16 protein-coding genes are annotated in these 17,268 nt (G+C 70.1%); 3 read left to right on the forward strand and 13 right to left on the reverse strand.

Going from position 1 to position 17,268, the window contains the following annotated elements; genetic code table 11:
- Positions 1-56: 56 nt before the first annotated feature.
- From VJ976_RS05235 to VJ976_RS05245, 3 genes are all read right to left on the reverse strand, one after another.
- The gene (locus tag VJ976_RS05235) at positions 57-386 is read right to left on the reverse strand and encodes a YerC/YecD family TrpR-related protein (RefSeq protein ID WP_324099057.1); all 330 of its coding nucleotides are present in this window, start codon (positions 384-386) and stop codon (positions 57-59) included.
- A 67-nt stretch (positions 387-453) separates the two neighbouring features.
- Positions 454-1,842: a histidine--tRNA ligase gene (gene hisS, locus VJ976_RS05240; protein WP_324099058.1), complete on the reverse strand. Its 1,389-nt coding sequence runs from the start codon at positions 1,840-1,842 to the stop codon at positions 454-456.
- A gap of 10 nt (positions 1,843-1,852) precedes the next feature.
- Complete coding sequence (locus VJ976_RS05245) at positions 1,853-2,614, reverse strand: MBL fold metallo-hydrolase (RefSeq protein ID WP_324099059.1); 762 nt, start codon at positions 2,612-2,614, stop codon at positions 1,853-1,855.
- Between the two features lie 161 nt (positions 2,615-2,775).
- Here VJ976_RS05245 and VJ976_RS05250 point away from each other — a divergent pair, with 161 nt between their 5' ends.
- The 3 genes from VJ976_RS05250 to VJ976_RS05260 are packed head-to-tail and all read left to right on the forward strand — an operon-like array spanning position 2,776 to position 6,227.
- The gene (locus VJ976_RS05250) at positions 2,776-3,495 is read left to right on the forward strand and encodes a peptidylprolyl isomerase (protein WP_324099060.1); all 720 of its coding nucleotides are present in this window, start codon (positions 2,776-2,778) and stop codon (positions 3,493-3,495) included.
- Positions 3,492-4,886 carry a DUF349 domain-containing protein gene (locus VJ976_RS05255; protein WP_324099061.1) on the forward strand — a complete coding sequence of 465 codons (1,395 nt, stop codon included), beginning with the start codon at positions 3,492-3,494 and terminating at the stop codon, positions 4,884-4,886. Before VJ976_RS05250 ends, VJ976_RS05255 begins: the two co-directional genes overlap by 4 nt.
- Before the next feature lie 12 nt (positions 4,887-4,898).
- Entirely contained in the window at positions 4,899-6,227 is a 1,329-nt protein-coding gene (locus VJ976_RS05260) for a M18 family aminopeptidase (RefSeq protein WP_324099062.1), read from the forward strand.
- Positions 6,228-6,249: 22 nt separating this feature from the next.
- Here VJ976_RS05260 and VJ976_RS05265 read toward each other — a convergent pair whose 3' ends face one another.
- The 10 genes from VJ976_RS05265 to VJ976_RS05310 form a co-directional block, all read right to left on the reverse strand.
- The gene (locus tag VJ976_RS05265; RefSeq protein ID WP_324099063.1) at positions 6,250-8,550 is read right to left on the reverse strand and encodes a bifunctional (p)ppGpp synthetase/guanosine-3',5'-bis(diphosphate) 3'-pyrophosphohydrolase; all 2,301 of its coding nucleotides are present in this window, start codon (positions 8,548-8,550) and stop codon (positions 6,250-6,252) included.
- Between the two features lie 55 nt (positions 8,551-8,605).
- A complete protein-coding gene (locus tag VJ976_RS05270; protein WP_324099064.1) occupies positions 8,606-9,166 on the reverse strand; it encodes an adenine phosphoribosyltransferase in 561 nt (186 codons plus the stop codon).
- A complete protein-coding gene (gene secF / locus VJ976_RS05275; RefSeq protein WP_324099065.1) occupies positions 9,163-10,329 on the reverse strand; it encodes a protein translocase subunit SecF in 1,167 nt (388 codons plus the stop codon). The genes VJ976_RS05270 and secF overlap by 4 nt, the downstream gene beginning before the upstream one ends.
- Complete coding sequence (secD, locus tag VJ976_RS05280) at positions 10,329-12,143, reverse strand: protein translocase subunit SecD (protein WP_324099066.1); 1,815 nt, start codon at positions 12,141-12,143, stop codon at positions 10,329-10,331. The genes secF and secD overlap by 1 nt, the downstream gene beginning before the upstream one ends.
- A 7-nt stretch (positions 12,144-12,150) precedes the next feature.
- Positions 12,151-12,504 (reverse strand): preprotein translocase subunit YajC, encoded by a 354-nt coding sequence (locus VJ976_RS05285; RefSeq protein ID WP_324099067.1) that lies wholly within the window; start codon positions 12,502-12,504, stop codon positions 12,151-12,153.
- A 173-nt stretch (positions 12,505-12,677) separates the two neighbouring features.
- Complete coding sequence (ruvB, locus tag VJ976_RS05290; RefSeq protein ID WP_324099068.1) at positions 12,678-13,793, reverse strand: Holliday junction branch migration DNA helicase RuvB; 1,116 nt, start codon at positions 13,791-13,793, stop codon at positions 12,678-12,680.
- Entirely contained in the window at positions 13,790-14,413 is a 624-nt protein-coding gene (ruvA, locus tag VJ976_RS05295) for a Holliday junction branch migration protein RuvA (protein ID WP_324099069.1), read from the reverse strand. The genes ruvB and ruvA overlap by 4 nt, the downstream gene beginning before the upstream one ends.
- The gene (locus VJ976_RS05300) at positions 14,410-15,054 is read right to left on the reverse strand and encodes a crossover junction endodeoxyribonuclease RuvC (RefSeq protein WP_414693568.1); all 645 of its coding nucleotides are present in this window, start codon (positions 15,052-15,054) and stop codon (positions 14,410-14,412) included. The genes ruvA and VJ976_RS05300 overlap by 4 nt, the downstream gene beginning before the upstream one ends.
- Positions 15,055-15,235: 181 nt before the next feature.
- Entirely contained in the window at positions 15,236-16,471 is a 1,236-nt protein-coding gene (locus VJ976_RS05305) for a potassium/proton antiporter (protein WP_324099071.1), read from the reverse strand.
- Between the two features lie 38 nt (positions 16,472-16,509).
- The gene (locus tag VJ976_RS05310; protein WP_324099072.1) at positions 16,510-17,268 is read right to left on the reverse strand and encodes a YebC/PmpR family DNA-binding transcriptional regulator; all 759 of its coding nucleotides are present in this window, start codon (positions 17,266-17,268) and stop codon (positions 16,510-16,512) included.

The following is a 17,268-nucleotide window of genomic DNA, read 5'->3' on the forward strand; positions in this document are numbered from 1 at the left end:
CTTCCGTGGCGACGGGAGTGGACAAGGGGGCGTGCCGGTGCCGGCGGGCGGCGCGGCTAGCGTGCCGGTGCGGTCCGGTGCTCGCCGGGCTGCGCAGCCTGGTCGGTATGGCAGGCCAGGGCCGCGCGGTAACCCGACCCCTGCTCCAGACAGCGGGCCACGCGACCCACCGTGGTCACGCTCACTCCGGTGCGGTCGTGGATGGCACGGTAGGCCACCCCCTCGGCCAGCAGCGGCACCACCGCCCATCGGTCCGACAGCGCCTCCAGCTCGGCCGGAGTGCAGAGGTCCACCAGGAAGTCGGCGACCACCTCCGGGTCGTCGAGGGCGGCGAGCACGCAGGACAGCTCGGTCACGCTGTCGCGCGTGGGGCTGCGGCGTTTCATACCTACCTCGGACCAGGGACGGGACGTGCTAGTGCGATAGCACGCTAACACATCGGTCGCGCTCGTCTCACACCCGCGGCTGGGCGAGCTCGACGCGCAGGGTCCGCACAGCCTCAGCCAGGGGCACGGTGTACTGGTCCTGACGCCACAGGTCCCGCAGCGTGACGGTGCCTTCCGCGACTTCGGCCGGGCCCAGGATGGCGACGAACCGGATTCCGGCGCGGTCGGCGTAGCGCAGCTGGCGTCCGAGCTTGCCGCCCTCCAGGACCGACTCGGTGTTGATGCCACCGCGGCGAAGCGTGGTGGTCAGCTCCATGGACTCCGTCATCAGGCCTGCGTCGACCAGCGGCACGAGCACCTGCACCGTGCTGGTCGCGACGTGGAGCAGGCCGGCTTCGCGAAGCTGCCAGAACAGGCGGGTCAAGCCGATCGAGATGCCGACACCCGGCAGCGAGGACCTCGTGTAATGACGGGCGAGCTCGTCGTAGCGCCCACCCGAGCAGATCGAACCAATGCCGGGGTGCTCGTCCAGGGTGGTCTCGTACACCGTGCCGGTGTAGTAGTCCAGCCCGCGGGCGATCGAGAGGTTGAGGCAGTAGTCGCTCTCCGGAACCCCCAGGGCCCGCACAAGCTCCAGCACCTCACGGAGCTCGGCGACACCCTGCTCGAGCTCGGCGTCCTGCCCTGGCAGAGCCGCGAGGCGGTCCAGGTGCGCCATCGCGTCTGCGTGCGAGGTGCTGCGCACCCCGACGAGCTCGATGAGCTCCTGCACCTGGCCCGGATCGAGGTCGAACGGCGCGGACGAGAGCGCCGCCCTGACGTGTCCCTCACCCCTCTTGTCCAGCTTGTCCACCTCACGCAGCGCCTGGCCCTGCAAGGCGGGGTCGTCCAGCCCCAGCCGCTGGAAGCAGCCGCGCATCAGGCGGCGGTTGTTCATGCCGATGGTCACCGGCCCGATGTCCAGGTCGGCGAACAGCGCGTGGATGACCGCCGGGCACTCGGCGTCGTGCCGCACGCTGAGGTGGTCCTTGCCGATGATGTCGATGTCGCACTGGTAGAACTCGCGGAACCGGCCGCGCTGGGCTCGCTCCCCCCGGTAGACGCGCTGCATCTGGTAGCGCCGGAAGGGAAAGGTCAGCTCATGCTCGTGCTCGGCCACGTAGCGGGCCAGCGGGACAGTCAGGTCGAAGCGCAGGGCCATCTCCGGCCGTGCGCCGGAGTCACCGTCGGCGGCCTTCTCCAGCGAACCGGTGGACTGCACGAAGTACACCTGCCGCTCGGTCTCCCCCCCGGTCTTGGTCAACAGCACATCGCTGACCTCGAAGGCGGGCGTCTCGACGGGCAGGAAGCCGAAGCGTTCGAACCCGGCGCGGATGGTGTCCAGCATCCGCTGGAAGGCGATCTGTTCAGCCGGCAGCAGTTCCAGGACTCCGGAGGGCGTGCGCGGTGTGATCACGCCGCGGAGTCTAGACGAGGCGGCCGCGCAGGAACGGGTTCGAGGTGCGCTCGCGGGCCATGGTGGTCGCGGGGCCGTGACCGGGAAGGACCAACGTCGAGTCTGGCCAGGCCAGGACGACGTCGCGCAGCGAGCGGGTCATCGCGGCGGGGTCACCGCCCGGGAGGTCGGTGCGACCGATGGCCCCGGCGAACAGCACGTCTCCGGACAGCACGGTCCGCTGCAGTGGTGGCTCGCTCTGCGAGCCGGCCGGGTGGACCGGCCCCTCGGGGACCTCGTCGAAGCCGAACACCACCGAGCCCTCGGTGTGTCCCGGCGCATGGGTCACCGAGATGTCCAGGCCCGCCACGGACAGGGTGGCCATCACCCCCGGCGCCCGTGCGCCGGTGGTGCACGAGGGAGCAAGCTCGACCACGACCTCCGGCTCGTGCCACACGGCTCGCGAGCCCAGCTGGGCCTCGATCATGGTCACGAACGCCGGGTCCAGGTCGCCAGCGGGGTTGCGCAGCCGGTAGCGGTCCTCGGGGTGGATATGTGCGGCGGGTCGCCCCGGCGCGGCCCCTACGACGAGGGGCAGGTCGTAGACGTGGTCCAGATGACCGTGGGTCAGCAGCACCGCCGCGGGCGTCAGCCGCTGCCGCTTCAGAAGGCGGCTGACCCGGTCCGCGACTCCGACACCGGGGTCGACGATGACGCACTCGGCACCCGCGTCGGCGGCGATGACGTAGCAGTTGGTGCCGAAGGCCTGCGCCTCGAGGGCGTGCACGATCACCTCCTCACCCTAGCCACGTGATGTGACCCAGCCCCCCATGAGTCGTGTCTGAACTGTTGCCTGCCGGTGACCTCGCGCGGAGCGGCAGTTGCCTACACTGGCAGGTCGACCCGTGCCCCTGGACTACTTGGAGGTCATGCATGCTGCCCTGTCATCGGCCGATGACGCGGCGATCCCGTGGGTTCCTCACGGTCATGCTCGGTGCGGTCCTGCTCACCGGGTGCACCTTCAGCTCGGACGCGGCACCGGAGAGCGACGCCGAGCAGGCGGACCAAGGGCCCGAGCAGGCGTCCGGGTCCGGACTCTGCGACGAGCCGCCACCGCTGCCGAGCGACGTGCCCACCTTCCGCTCGACCCAGGCGCCGTCGGCCACGGCGCCGGATGAGCAGGTTGTGACCGTCGAGACCAACTGCGGGCCGATCACGCTGACGCTGAACGGGGCCGACGCTCCCCAGACTGTGGCCTCGTTCCTGCTGCTCAGCAAGGGGGACTACTGGGTCGACAGTCCGTGCCACCGGCTGGTGGACTCGGGCATCCACGTGCTGCAGTGTGGCGATCCCACGGGCACCGGCCGAGGTGGCCCGGGTTACACCTTCGGGATCGAGAACGCACCCCCGAACGGCACCTACCCGAGGGGTACCGTCGCGATGGCGCGCAGCCAGGATCCGGACAGCAACGGCGGGCAGTTCTTCGTGGTGTTCGATGACACCGAGCTGCCGGTCGCCGGGGGTGGCTACACCATCTTCGGTAGAGTCACAGGCGGGATGGACATCGTGGATCACATCGCCGATCAGGGTGTGGACGGTGGTGGAACCGAAGGCCCCCCGGCGCAGCCGATCAGCATCGTCGGGATCGACATCGAGGGAGAGGCGTCGTCGTGAGCGAGAAGCCCGCACCGGAGCCGACGGCCGCCGCCCAGCAGAACCGGCAGCCAGACCCCGCGCGACCTGCGGCTCCGTCGCCCGCACAGCTGGCAGGGCGCAAGGCGAGGGTGCGTCCTGCCGTCGCTGCCCACCCTGGGCCGGACCCGGATTCGCTGGCCTTCGGGCGGGTCGACCCCGACGGGACGGTGCTGGTACGCACGGCCGACGGCGAACGCGCCGTCGGCTCATACCCCGGCTCGACCGAGTCCGAGGCGCTGGCCTACTTCGCCCGCAAGTACGACGAGCTCATGGCCTCGGCGGTGCTTCTCGCGCAGCGGCTGGAGCAGACGGACCTGTCCGCTCAGGAAGGTCGTGAGGCGCTGAAGACGCTGCGAGCCCACATCGGCGAAGCCAACGTGGTGGGTGACCTGGAGCTGTTGCGAGCGCGCGTGAGCCAGATCGAGGCCCAGCTCTCCCGCCGCGCGGAGACCGAGTCGCAGCGTCGAGCCGAGGCCAAGGCGACGGCCGCGGCTGCCCGGGAGAAGGTGGTGCGGGCGGCCGAGAAGATGGCGGAGAAGGACCCGGCGAAAGTGCAGTGGAAGTCCGCCAGCGCTCGGATGCGTGAGCTGTTCGAGGAGTGGAAGTCCCAGCAACAGGCGGGGCCCCGGCTGGACAAGCCGGTCGAGGACGAGCTGTGGCGTCGTTTCACCCACGCGCGTTCGGAGTTCGACGCCACGCGGAAGGCCTGGTTCGCCAACCTGGAGCAGGAGCAGGCCTCCGCACGCCGGGAGAAGGAACGGCTGGTGGCGCAGGCCGAGGCACTGTCGGGCAGCAAGGACTGGGCCGCAGGGGCCGGCGAGTTCAAGCGCCTCATGGAGGCCTGGCGCCGCGCGGGCCGAGCCCAGCGCACCACCGATGAGGCCCTGTGGCAGCGGTTCCGCACCGCGCAGGACAGCTTCTTCGCCGCCAAGGACGAAGTCGTGGCGGCCGAGGGGAGGCAGTTCGAGGCCAACCTCGCGGTGAAGGAGAAGCTGCTGGCCGAAGCCGAGGCGCTGCTGCCCATCACCGACCTCGCCGCAGCCAAGCGATCGCTGCGCTCGATCCAGGACCGATGGGATGAGGCCGGCAAGGTGCCACGATCGGACATGCAGCGGGTGGAGGGACGGCTGAAGAAGGTCGAGCAGGCGGTCCGCGACGCGCAGGACCGCCGATGGAAGCGCACCGACCCCGAGCTCACCGCACGGGCACAGTCGATGGTCGAGCAGCTGGAGAAGGCGGTCGCCGGGTTGGAGCGTGACCTGGTTGCGGCTCGGGAACGGGGTGACGACGCGGCCGCCGTCGCCGCCGAGCAGGCCCTGACGACGAGGCGCCAGTGGCTTGCGTCGGCGCGTTCCGGCCTGTCGGGCTGAGGCGGACTGCACGTGTCGGTACCCGACCCGGCGGAGCTGGCCGGCTCGTTGTGCGCCTTCCTCGACGCCAGCCCCTCTCCTTTCCATGCGGTGGCCACCGCCGCGGCACAGCTGAGCGGGTCCGGCTTCGTGGAGGTCGACGAGGCAGACAGCACGCCCACCGCCCCCGGCCGCTACCTGCTGCGCCGGGGCGGATCGCTGCTCGCCTGGGTGCAACCCGGTGCCGGATGGTCGAGGACTCCAGACCCGCCGGCCACGACGTTCCGCGTCGTCACCGGCCACACCGACTCACCCAACCTGAGGATCAAACCTCGCCCTGACCAGAGCGTGGCCGGGTGGCAGGGCCTGGGGGTCGAGGTCTACGGGGGCCCCCTGCTCAGCTCCTGGCTGGACCGTGACCTCGGGCTGTCGGGGCGAGCCGTCCTCCGGACCGACCGCGGCACGGCCGCCCAGCACATCCTCTTCCATCTCGACGACCCGCTGCTGCGAGTGTCCCAGCTGGCGATCCACCTCGATCGCGACAGCACACGCGAGGGGCTGAAGCTCAACCCGGCGCGCCACCTGGCCCCGCACTGGGGGCTGGGTGACGAGCCAGGTGACTTCCACGGCTATCTGGCTGATCGTCTGGGCGTGGCCCCCCAGGACCTGCTCGCCTGGGAGGCTATGGCCCATGACCTGACCCCCGCTCGTCGGATCGGGCGCGACCGGGACCTGGTGGCCTCGGCTCGGTTGGACAACCAGGCCACCTGCCACGCCGCGGTGCAGGCGCTGCTACGTAGCGTGCCGGGCGCGCACGACGGCCAAGGCCCCGTGCCGGTTGTCGTGCTCTTCGACCATGAGGAGGTAGGGAGCACCACGGCCAGCGGCGCCCAGTCATCGCTTCTCCCCACCTGGCTGGAGCGCATCGTGCTGGCCGGAGGCGGATCACGCGAGACCTATGCCCGGGCGATGGCCGGCACCGTGGTCGCCTCGGCGGACATGGCCCACGCCACCCACCCCAACTACCCCGAGCGCCACGACGCGCTCCACCCGGTGGCGATGAACGGCGGTCCTGTCCTGAAGGTCAACGCCCAGGCTCGCTACGCCACCGACGCGGTCGGCACCGCCGCCTTCCGGCTGGCGTGCGAACAGGCCGGGGTGCCGTTGCAGGTGTTCGTGAACCGCACCGACTTGCCCTGCGGCTCCACTGTGGGGCCGTTCACCGCTGCGGCCACCGGGGCGAGCACGGTGGACGTGGGCGCGGCCACGCTGTCCATGCACTCGGCCCGCGAGGTGTGTGGCGTGGCCGACCACGCTGCCTACGTCGCCGCGCTGGCCGCCTTCCTGGCTCCCACCGCCTGAAAACGTCCTCGCGTGCTCAGGTTCAGGCTCCCTGCTGTTCCCGCCGGTGCGGGTCGGTGTTCTGGGTGCCGGTGACCCGGTAGACGTCCAGCACGGCCTCGACCCGGCGCACCGCCCGAAGCACGCTCTCCAGGTGGGAGGGGTCGGCCATCTCGAACGTGAACCGGGACAGCGCCACCCGGTCCCGGCTGGTCTGCACCGACGCCGAGGTGATGTTGACCCGCTGCTCGGCCAGCGTCCGGGTGATGTCGGTCAGCAGGCCCGGCCGGTCCAGGGCCTCGACCTGCATGTTGACCATGAACACACTGGCCTCGGTCGGCGACCAGGCGACGTCGATCAGCCGGTCGGGGTGGCGCTTGAGGTTCTCCACGTTGGTGCAGTCGACACGGTGTACGGAGACACCCTTGCCGTGGGTGACGAAGCCCAGGATCTCGTCGCCCGGAACGGGGGTGCAGCACTTGGCGACCTTGACCCAGACGTCGTCGGTCCCCACGACCATCACCCCGGGGTTGGTCGCGCGGGTGCGCCCTCGACGCGGGGTGACCGCCTCGGCCATGTCCTCGGTCGCCCCCGCTTCCCCGCCCAGGGTGGCCACGAGCTGCTTGACCACGTGGTCGGCAGAGACGTGGGACTCTCCGACCGCGGCGTAGAGCGACTCGATGCTCTGGTAGCGCAGCTCGCCTGCCACCGCCGTGAGTGACTCGTGGGACATCAGGCGCTGCAGGGGCTGGTTGCGCTTGCGCAGCACCTTGGCGATCTCATCCCGTCCGCGGTCGATCGCCTCGTCCCGGCGCTCACGGGAGAACCAGTGCCGGATCTTGGTGCGGGCCCGGCCGCTCTTGACGAAGGTCAGCCAGTCTCGGCTCGGTCCCGCGTCCTGCGCCTTGGAGGTGATGATCTCTACGCAGTCGCCGCTGACCAGCGGCTTCTCCAGGGGGATGAGCCTGCCGTTCACCCTGCCGCCGACGCACCGGTGACCGACCTCGGTATGCACGGCGTAGGCGAAGTCCACCGTGGTCGACCCCGACGGCAGCGCGATCACGTCGCCGGCCGGGGTGTAGACGTACACCTCGGCCTCGCGGATCTCGTAGCGCAGTGACTCCAAGAACTCGTCCGGGTCGCTGGTGTCGCGCTGCCAGTCCACCAGCTGGCGCAGCCACGTCATGTCCCCCGCACCGTTGCCGTCGCCGTTCTTGGCCTTGCCGACCTCCTTGTACTTCCAGTGGGCGGCCACGCCGTACTCTGCGCGGCGGTGCATGTGGTACGTCCGGATCTGCACCTCGACCGGCTTGCCGTCCGGCCCCATCACCGTCGTGTGCAGCGACTGGTACATGTTGAACTTGGGCACGGCGATGTAGTCCTTGAACCGCCCGGGCACCGGGCTCCAGCGGGCGTGCAGGGCCCCCAGCACGGCATAGCAGTCCCCGACCGACTCCACCAGGACACGGACGGCCACCAGGTCGTAGATCTGCTCGAAGTCGTGCCCACGCACGATCATCTTCTGGTAGACCGAGTAGTAGTGCTTCGGCCTGCCCGTGACCGTGGCGCGGATCTTGCTGACCTTGAGGTCCGCGCTGATCTGGGACCGCACCCGGGCCAGGTACTCCTCCCGGGCCGGTGACCGCTCGGCCACCATGCGCACGATCTCGTCGTACACCTTGGGGTAGAGGTAGGCGAAGGACAGGTCCTCCAGCTCCCATTTGATCGTGTTCATCCCCAGCCGGTGGGCCAGGGGGGCGTAGATCTCCAGAGTCTCCGCTGCCTTGCGGGCGGCGGACTCGGCCGAGACGTAGCGCCAGGTACGGGCGTTGTGTAGCCGGTCGGCGAGCTTGATGACCAGCACCCGGATGTCGCGCGACATGGCCACGACCATCTTGCGCACGGTCTCGGCCTGGGCGGCCTCGCCGTAGACCACCTTGTCCAGCTTGGTCACGCCGTCGACGAGCATGGCGATCTCGTCGCCGAACTCGGAGCGGAGCTGCTCGAGCGAGTAGGTGGTGTCCTCCACGGTGTCGTGCAGCAGGGCCGCAGCGATGGTCGAGGGGGTCATGCCGAGCTCGGCCAGGATCGTGGCTACGGCGAGCGGATGGGTGATGTAGGCATCGCCGCTCTTGCGCATCTGCCCCCGGTGGGCGCCCTCGGCGACCCGGTAGGCGCGTTCGATGAGGCTGAGGTCGCCCCGCGGGTGGGTGGCCCGCACAGCGCGCAGCAGCGGCTCCAGCACCGGGTTGTCGGTGGACCGGGTACCGCCGAGAATCGCCCAACGGGCCCGGACACCAGGCGAGACAGCCGGTGCGGCCTGGCCCACGGTGTCCTCACCCATACCTCCAGTGTATGCCCGCAGGGTGTGGCCGCCCCGAGGCGAGGAGAACGAGGCCTCAGGTGCTCAGCAGCGAGCGGACCATGACGTCCGGCACGGCCTCCCGGCCGGACAGGAAGCCGAGCTCGAGGATGACCTCCACCGCACTGACGTGAGCCTGCGCACGGCGAAGGAGCTCGACGGTCGCCGCGGCGGTGCCACCGGTGGCCAGGACGTCGTCCACGAGCAGCACGCGCTGGCCGGGCCGGACGGCGTCGGTGTGCATCTCGAGCGTCGCGCTGCCGTACTCGAGGTCGTAGTCCACCCGGTACGTCGCGCTGGGCAGCTTCCCGGCCTTGCGGATGGGCACGAACGGGACGGCGAGTGCGTAGGCGGTGGCCGCGCCGAAGACGAAGCCTCGCGCTTCGATCCCCGCCACGATGTCGATCTCGCCTCGATGCCGCCCGGCCAGGTCATCCACCACGCGGGCGCTGAGGCCGGGATCGGCCAGCAGAGGCGTGAAGTCCTTGAAGACGATGCCGGGCTCCGGGAAGTCCGGGACGTCCCGGAGCACCTGGGAGACCTCACGCGCCAGTTCGTCACGGCGCTGGTCGGGGTGGGGATCGGACAGTGAGCTCATCGGCGCGACCTCGGTGGGCGTTTGGGTTGGTTACGTGGACCGCGCTGGGCCCAGGGGTGGACCTCTCGCCCCGTCACCGCCTCTCGGGGAGCCGGCCGCCCGGACGCTGAGCCTGGCGACGACGCAGCGGGGTCGCCCTCACCGAGTCCGGTGTTCCCAGCGACCGCGTCCGCCTTGGCGGCGTCACGCTGGACCCGCCGGTTCACCTTGCCGTCGAGGGTCACGACCTCGTCGTCGTGCTGGCGCAGCTGCACCAAGAGCGGAGTGGCGATGAAGATCGAGGAGAACGTGCCCACCGCGATCCCGATGAACAGCGCAACCGCGAGGTCGAGCAGCGTGCCGGGACCGATGAACACGACGCCGACCACCACGATGGTGGCGACGGGCAGCAGTGCCACCACCGAGGTGTTGATCGAGCGCACGAGCGTCTGGTTGACGGCGAGGTTGGCGGCCTCGGCGTACGTCATCCGGCTGGTGTCCATGGCCTGCTCGGTGCTCTCGCGCACCTTGTCGAGCACGACGATCATGTCGTAGATCGAGTAGCCCAGGATGGTCAGGAAGCCGATCATGGAGGCTGGTGAGACCTCGATGCCGAGCAGAGCGTAGGTGCCGACGGTGAAGACCACGTCGTGCAGCAGCGCCACCAGCGCGGCGGCGGACATCTTCCAGGTCCGGAAGTACAAGGCCAGCACCAGCGAGACCAGCAGCAGGAAGACGACCAGCGCCTGGATCGCCTTGGTGGTGACCGTGTCGCCCCAGGAGGGCCCGACGAACGAGCTGGTCACCTCCTCGGTCCCGACGTCGAAGGCCTCGGCGAGGTCGGCTCGCACCTGCTCGGACTGGGCGTTGCGCAGCTGGCCGGTCTGCACCCGGACCGTGTCGTCGCCGATCAGGGTGACCGTTGGCTCGGTATCGGGTGCCGCCTGCTCCACAGCGGCGGTCGCGGTGTCCTCGTAGTCACCGAGGTCCTGCACACTGCTGACCCGCAGCTCGGAGCCCCCGCGGAACTCGATGCCGAAGTTCAGCCCCCTGCCGAGCAACCCGACCAGGGACAGCACGATGAGCACGGCCGAGACGACATACCAGAGCCTGCGTCGCCCGACGATGTCGAAGGAACGCTTGCCGGTGTAGAGGTCGTTGCCCAGGGTGGCGAAGCGGGCCATCAGACCACACCCCCTTCGATCTCGGCACGCGAGGGCTTCGTCTTGACCGGCGGCAGGTTGACCCGGCCGCGCCCCAGGTAGGTGGACCGCTTGGCCCCCAAGCGCTCGGGGTCCATTCCGGACCACCGGTGTCCCTCCCCGAAGAACCTGGTGTTGGCGAGCATACTGACCACCGGGTGGGTGAACATGAAGATCACCATGAGGTCGATGACCGTGATCAGACCCAGGGTGAAGGCGAAGGCCTTGACACTGGACTCGGAGAGCCAGAAGAGCACCCCCGCGGCGATGAGGTTCACCGCGTCGGAGATGAGGATGGTGCGCCGGGCCCGGGCCCAGCCCGTGTCCACCGCATACCGCAACGGACGACCGGCGCGTACCTCATCGCGGATGCGCTCGAAGTAGACGATGAAGGAGTCGGCGGTGATGCCGATGGCGACGATGAGCCCGGTCACGCCGGCCATGGTGAGCCGGAAGTTGGCGGCCCACCCCAGCAGGCTCACCGCCAGGTAGGCGAGGACGGCCGCGACCGCCAAGGAGCCGATGGTGACCAGGCCGAGGGCGCGATACTGCGCCAAGGAGTACCCGAAGACCAGCATCAGCCCGACGACTCCAGCGATGATGCCCATCCGCAGCTGCTCGCCACCGAGGGTGGGGCTGATCTGCTCGCTGGTCAGTGTGTCGAAGGAGATCGGCAGCGCGCCGAACTTGATCTGGTTGGCCAGGATCTCGGCGGTCTCCATCGTGAAGTCACCGGTGATGCTGGCCTGGCCCCCGGAGATCGGCTCGTTGATCCCCGGAGCGGTGATGGCGCTGCCGTCGAGGACGATGGCGAACCGGTTCTGTGCCTGTCCTTGCGGGTACTGGAACAACCGGGCCGTGATCTCGGCGAACTTGTCCCCGCCCTGGCTGTCGAGGTCGAGGGCCACCTGGACGCGACCGGTGGTCGAGCCACCCTGCCCCTGCTCCAGCCCCGCAGTGGCGTCCTGCACCGCGGCACCGGTCAGCTCGACCGGGCCCAGGATGTACTTCTCGGAGGCGTCGGTGGCGCACGCGACGACGGGCTCGTCCTCGGCGGCGGCTGCCACCCGCTCACCTTCGGTGTTCTCGGCACAGTTCAGGGCCAGGAACTCCTCTTCGAGCTCGGGGGTGATCTGCGCCAGGTCGCTGGCGTCACTCGGCTCCGGGGCCACACCGTCCTCGGGCAGTCCTGGGACGTCCTCGGTCCGGTCTGCGTCGTCCTGCGCCCGCAGTCCTTCGGGGAAGGGTCCGTTGCTCGTCTCAGCGTCGTCGGGACCCTCTTCGGTGGTCGGCGCGTCGGGGCTGCCCTCCTGGCCCTCCACCGACGGCTCGGGCTGAAAGCTGTCCGGCAGTGGCAGAACGGGCTGCTCGGTCGGCTGCTCGGCGTCCGCTCCCACCGGCTGGGCCACCAGCACCGGGCGGAACTGGAGCTGAGAGGAGCGGCTCAGGGCCTCCAGCTGTGCCGCCGAGGGATTGCCCGGGATCGCTACCGCGATGTTGTCGCCTCCGAGCCGCGAGACCTCGGCCTCGGCGGTGCCACTGCCGTCGATACGTCGGCGGATGATGTCGATCGCCTGCTGCACCTGCTCCTCGGACGCCTCGCTCGACCCGCTGACCACCGGTTCGATGACGATCTGACGTCCCCCGGCCAGGTCCAGGCCGAGCAGGGGGGTGAGCTGCGCTCTGGGGTCGGCCCACTGGGTCGCCGCCACGAGCCCGCCGAAGAGCAGCACGATCAGGGCGACGAGCGCACCGAGGGTGCGCGCCGGCTTCCGGTTGCGCGGCTTGAGCGCCACGAAGGCCTCAGCCCCGACCGTCGTCGGGGGCGTCCGGGTCGGGGTCCTGGGCCTGCCCGGCGTCGCGGGAGGAGGGCACGACGGCAGGGATCACCGCTCGACGGTCGAAGGTGAGCACCACCCCGGGCGCGACCTGGACACCCACGACCGGGCCGTTCAGCCAGGTGATGGTGCCGAACATGCCGGCCCGGGTCATCACCTCGTCACCCTCGGCCAGCTCCTGCTGCACCTTGGCCTCGCGGCGGGCTCGCCGACGCTGGGAGAAGATGAGGTAGGCCAGGAGCAGCAGCGGCAGGGTCAAGATCAACAGAGAGAGCGAGCCGCTCCCTCCCCCGCTGGCGGCGGCGGCATAGACATGCATGATCGTCCTTCGACGGCGGAACAGTGGTGATCGCTCGGGGCCGTACGCCCGCGATGGCCCTTCGGCAGTGTAGGTGAGGCCCAGCGGGCCGCCACAATCACGCGCGGCTCCTGGGCGCGCCGCCCGCCGGGTGCCGCGTGTCACACACGCCCTGCCCCGAGCGGGAACGCGTGTCAGCCCAGCCTGCTGCGCCCCTCGGCGGGACCATCGCCTGCTGCGAACGGCAACGCGGCCTGGGCTGACTCATCCGGGGCACGGAGACCCAGATGACGCCAGGCTGCCGGCGAGGCGGAACGCCCGCGCGGCGTACGCACCACGAAACCCTCCCGGACCAGGAAGGGCTCAGCGACGCTCTCGACGGTGTCGGGCTCCTCCCCCACGGCGACGGCCAGAGTGTTCAGACCCACCGGACCGCCGTCGAAGCGCCGGCACAGCGCGTCCAGCACCGCCCGGTCGAGCCGGTCCAGGCCGCGGTCGTCCACGTCGAACAGCGACAGCGCGGACATCGCCGCCTCGAGGTCCACCACGTGCCGCCCGTGGACCTGCGCCCAGTCCCGGACGCGGCGGAGCAGACGGTTCGCGATGCGCGGGGTACCGCGCGAGCGCGAGGCGATCTGCTCCACGCCCGGCGCATCGGCACGGATGTCCAGCAGCTGGGCGTTGCGGGTCAGGATGGTCACCAGGTCGTCGGTGCCATAGAAGTCGAGATGCCCGGTGAAGCCGAACCGGTCCCGGAGCGGAGCGGGCAGGAGGCCGGCACGGGTCGTCGCTCCCACCACGGTGAACGGCGGCAGCTCGAGCGGGATGGCCGTGGCCCCCGGTCCCTTGCCGACGATGACATCGACCCGGAAGTCCTCCATGGCGAGGTAGAGCATCTCCTCAGCCGGCCGCGACATCCGGTGGATCTCGTCGAGGAAGAGGACCTCTCCTTCGGACAGCGACGACAGGATCGCCGCCAGGTCTCCGGCGTGCTGGATCGCCGGGCCGCTGGTGATGCGGATCGGCTGCTCGAGCTCAGCGGCGGCGATCATGGCCAGCGTGGTCTTGCCCAGTCCTGGGGGGCCCGAGAGCAGCACGTGGTCAGGTGGGGCACCGCGACGACGAGCCGCCTCGAGAAGCAGCCCGAGCTGGTCGCGCACACGCCCCTGCCCGGGGAAGTCGGCCAGCCGGCGCGGTCGCAGCGCCGCCTCGACCTGGCGCTCGTCCTCGACCGGCTCCGCGCCCAGAAGGCGGGAGCTGTCGGTCGCGTCGGCCGAGCCGTCGGCGAACGGCTGGTCGGGCACGCTCATCGCCCGAGCTCCCGGAGTGCGGCCCGCAACAGGCCGGAAACCTCGGCCGCCCCGGTGGAGCTCGCGGGGCCGGGGTCCTCGGTCACCGTGCGCACCGCCTCCTCCGCCTGGCGGGTGCTCCAGCCCAGACCGACGAGCGCTTCGACGACCTGACCGGACTCCGGATGCCCCGTCTGGCTCGTGGACGCGGCCGACGGGGCGGCATCGTGGGCCAACGCCGGTGGAGTCACCTTGTCGCGCAGCTCGAGCACGATGCGCTCCGCCCCCTTGCGCCCGATCCCCGGCACCTTCGTCAGGGCCACCACGTCGCCACCGCTGATCGCCCGCCGCACCTCCAGCGGGTCGTGCACGGCCAACATGGCCTGGGCCAGGCGCGGGCCCACCCCGGAGACGGTCTGTACCTGCTCGAACAGCGCCAGGGCCTCACCGTCTGCGAAGCCGTACAAGGTCAGCGACTCCTCGCGCACCACCAGCGACGTGTGCAGGTGGGCGTCGTCACCAGCGCTGAAGGCGGCGGCGGTGGCAGGCGTGGTGAGCACCCTCACGCCGACACCGCCCATCTCGACGACCAGATGGTCCAGCCCCACGTGAGCCACCGTGCCGCGGACGGTGGCGATCATCCTTGTGTCTTCCTGTGCCGACGACCCGCGTGGACCGCCCACTGTGCCGACCCCGGGGCCGTCTTCGTCGTGGCCTGTGCATGTAGGGCTGCCAGGCGGTTCGATCCCGAGGATGCGGACCCATACGAGGCCCGCCGCGTTCGTTCCGTCGAGGCCGCATGGTCCCGCTGTCCTTGGCCACCGAAGCGCCACAGATGACAGATGGCCAGCGCGAGGGCGTCGGCCGCGTCTGCGGGCGTCGGGGCGACCTCGAGCTGCAGGATCCGCGTGATCATGTGCGTCACCTGGGCCTTGTCCGCACGGCCGTTCCCGCTGACCGCCGCCTTGACCTCGGTGGGCGTGTACAGGGCAAGCGGGAGCCCCAGCCGTGCGGCCGCAAGCATCGGCACTGCCGAGGCTTGCGCGGTCCCCATGATCCCTCTGATGCTGGCCTTGGCGAACACGCGCTCGACCGCCACTGCGTCGGGCCGGTGCTCGACCAACCATGCGTCGATCTCGGTCTGCAAGGTGAGCAGTCGTTCCCCGGGATCGTCGCCGACCGGCGTACGGACCACTCCGACGCCGACCATGCGCAGCGACCGGCCACGGTCACCCTCGACCACGCCCAGGCCACACCGGGTCAGCCCAGGGTCGACTGCCATGACGCGCACGGACGTCCTCCTCCGACGGTCTGCATCGAACTCCTCGCTCGACGCTGATTGTCCCTGACCTCAGGACTACGAACATGTGTTCGCTTCCACGCTACGATGAGGCGAGGCTGGAGGAGGTGACCGACTCGCCGTTGCTCCCGCTCTGTACCGGCACTTTCGACCAGCGCCCCCTTCAGCTGCGGGACTCGTCCTCGGTGACCCGCAGCCGCCGAGCGACGCTCGGCAGGCTCACGCCCTGAGCCAGCACCGAGACGACGACCACGGTAAAGACGATGGAGAAGATGTTGCTGGCTCCCGCCATGCCGTAGGTGGCGGGGAACGTGGCCAGCACGATGGGCACCGCCCCCTTCAGCCCCGCCCACGAGACATAGAGCGTCGACTCACGGTCGAAGTCGAACGGAGCCAGACACAGGATGACCGCTGCCGGGCGCGCGATGACGACGAGGATGAGGGTCAGGACGATCGCCACCGGCGCGATGTCGACGAGGTGGCTGGGCACCACGAGAAGGCCCAGGACCAGGAACATGATGATCTGGGCCAGCCACGCGAAGGCGTCGGTCGTGCTCAGCACCAGGTCGCGGTGTCTGCGGAGCCGGTTGCCGATGACGATGCCTGCGATGTAGACGATGAGGAAGGCGTTGGCCCCGGCGATCTCCCCGACGCCGAAGCTGACCAGCCCGATCGAGAGCACGTAGAGGGGAAACAGCCCGGTGCTCTGCAGGTGCAGTCGGTTGGCCAACCACACTCCCCCGAGTCCGAGCACGAGTCCGAAGAGCAGGCCGAGGCTCACCTGCCTCGTCACGTCGACCAGCACGTCGAGGGCGCCTGCGTCCGAGGTGCCGAGCAGGCCGAGCAGCGTCGTGGTCAGGATGATCGCCGCCGGGTCGTTGGTCCCGGACTCCAGCTCCAGCAGGCTACGGATGCGGGCACGTGGAGCGGGGGTCGGTCCGCGGAACAGGCCGAAGAGGGCCGCGACATCGGTGGAGGAGACGATCGCCCCCAGCAGCAGCGCCTCGGGCCAGCTCAGCCCCTGGGTACCGAGCTCGAAGTCGGTGAAGGACCCCAGCAGCACCCAAGCGGACGTGCCGACGATGCCGGCCGTGACGAGCACCCCTGCTGAGGCCAGCACCAGGCCCGGAGCCAGCACCGGCCTGATGGAGGACCACCGGGTGTCCAGGCCCCCGGAGAAGAGGATGACCGCCAGGGCCGCTGAGCCGACGGCCTGGGCCAGAGCGGGCGAGTCGAACTCGACTGCGCCCGGACCCTCCGAGCCCGCCAGCATCCCAACCAGCAGAAACAGCAGCAGGGTGGGGACGCGGATGCGCTCCGACAGCCGGGCGGCCAGCACCGCCAGCAGGATCAGCACGCCCGCAAACAGCATCGCGGTCGAGGCGTTGTCGACAGCCACTCTCAGCCCCCTCGGCGTGGCAGAAGAACAGGACAGGCCTAGTCGGCGCTGTCCAGCTCGGTGAGCACCTCGTCCGACACGTCCGCGTTGGTGTAGACGTTCTGGACGTCGTCGCAGTCCTCGAGGGCGTCGACGACCCGGATCATCTTGCGGGCCCCGTCAGCGTCCAGGGGCACCTCGACGCTCGGCAGGAACGACACGTCCGCCGAGTCGTAGTCGATCCCGGCGTCCTGCAAGGCCGTGCGGACCGCCACCATGTCGCCGGCCTCGCTGACGATCTCGAACCCGTCGCCGGTGTCCTTCATCTCCTCGGCCCCGGCGTCGAGCACGACCTCCAGCACCTCGTCCTCGGTATGGCCCTCCTTGGGTACCGCGACCACCCCTTTGCGGTTGAAGAGGTAGGCAACCGAGCCGGAGTCCGCCATCTGCCCTCCGTTGCGGGTCAACGAGGTGCGTACCTCCATCACGGCGCGGTTCTTGTTGTCGGTCAGGCACTCGATCAGCAGAGCCACTCCGCCGGGGGCGTAGCCCTCGTAGGTCAGGGCCTCGTAGCTCGCTCCCCCCGCTTCAGCGCCCGAACCGCGCTTGACCGCGCGCTCGATGTTGTCGTTCGGGACCGAGGTCTTCTTCGCCTTCTGCACCGCGTCGTACAGGGTGGGGTTGCCCGCCATGTCGCCGCCGCCGGTGCGCGCCGCGACCTCGATGTTCTTGATCAGCTTGGCGAAGGACTTGGCACGCTTGGCGTCGATGGCCGCCTTCTTGTGCTTCGTCGTCGCCCACTTGGAGTGCCCACTCAT

This window comes from Ornithinimicrobium sp., from assembly GCF_035267225.1.
Taxonomy (GTDB): domain Bacteria; phylum Actinomycetota; class Actinomycetes; order Actinomycetales; family Dermatophilaceae; genus Ornithinicoccus.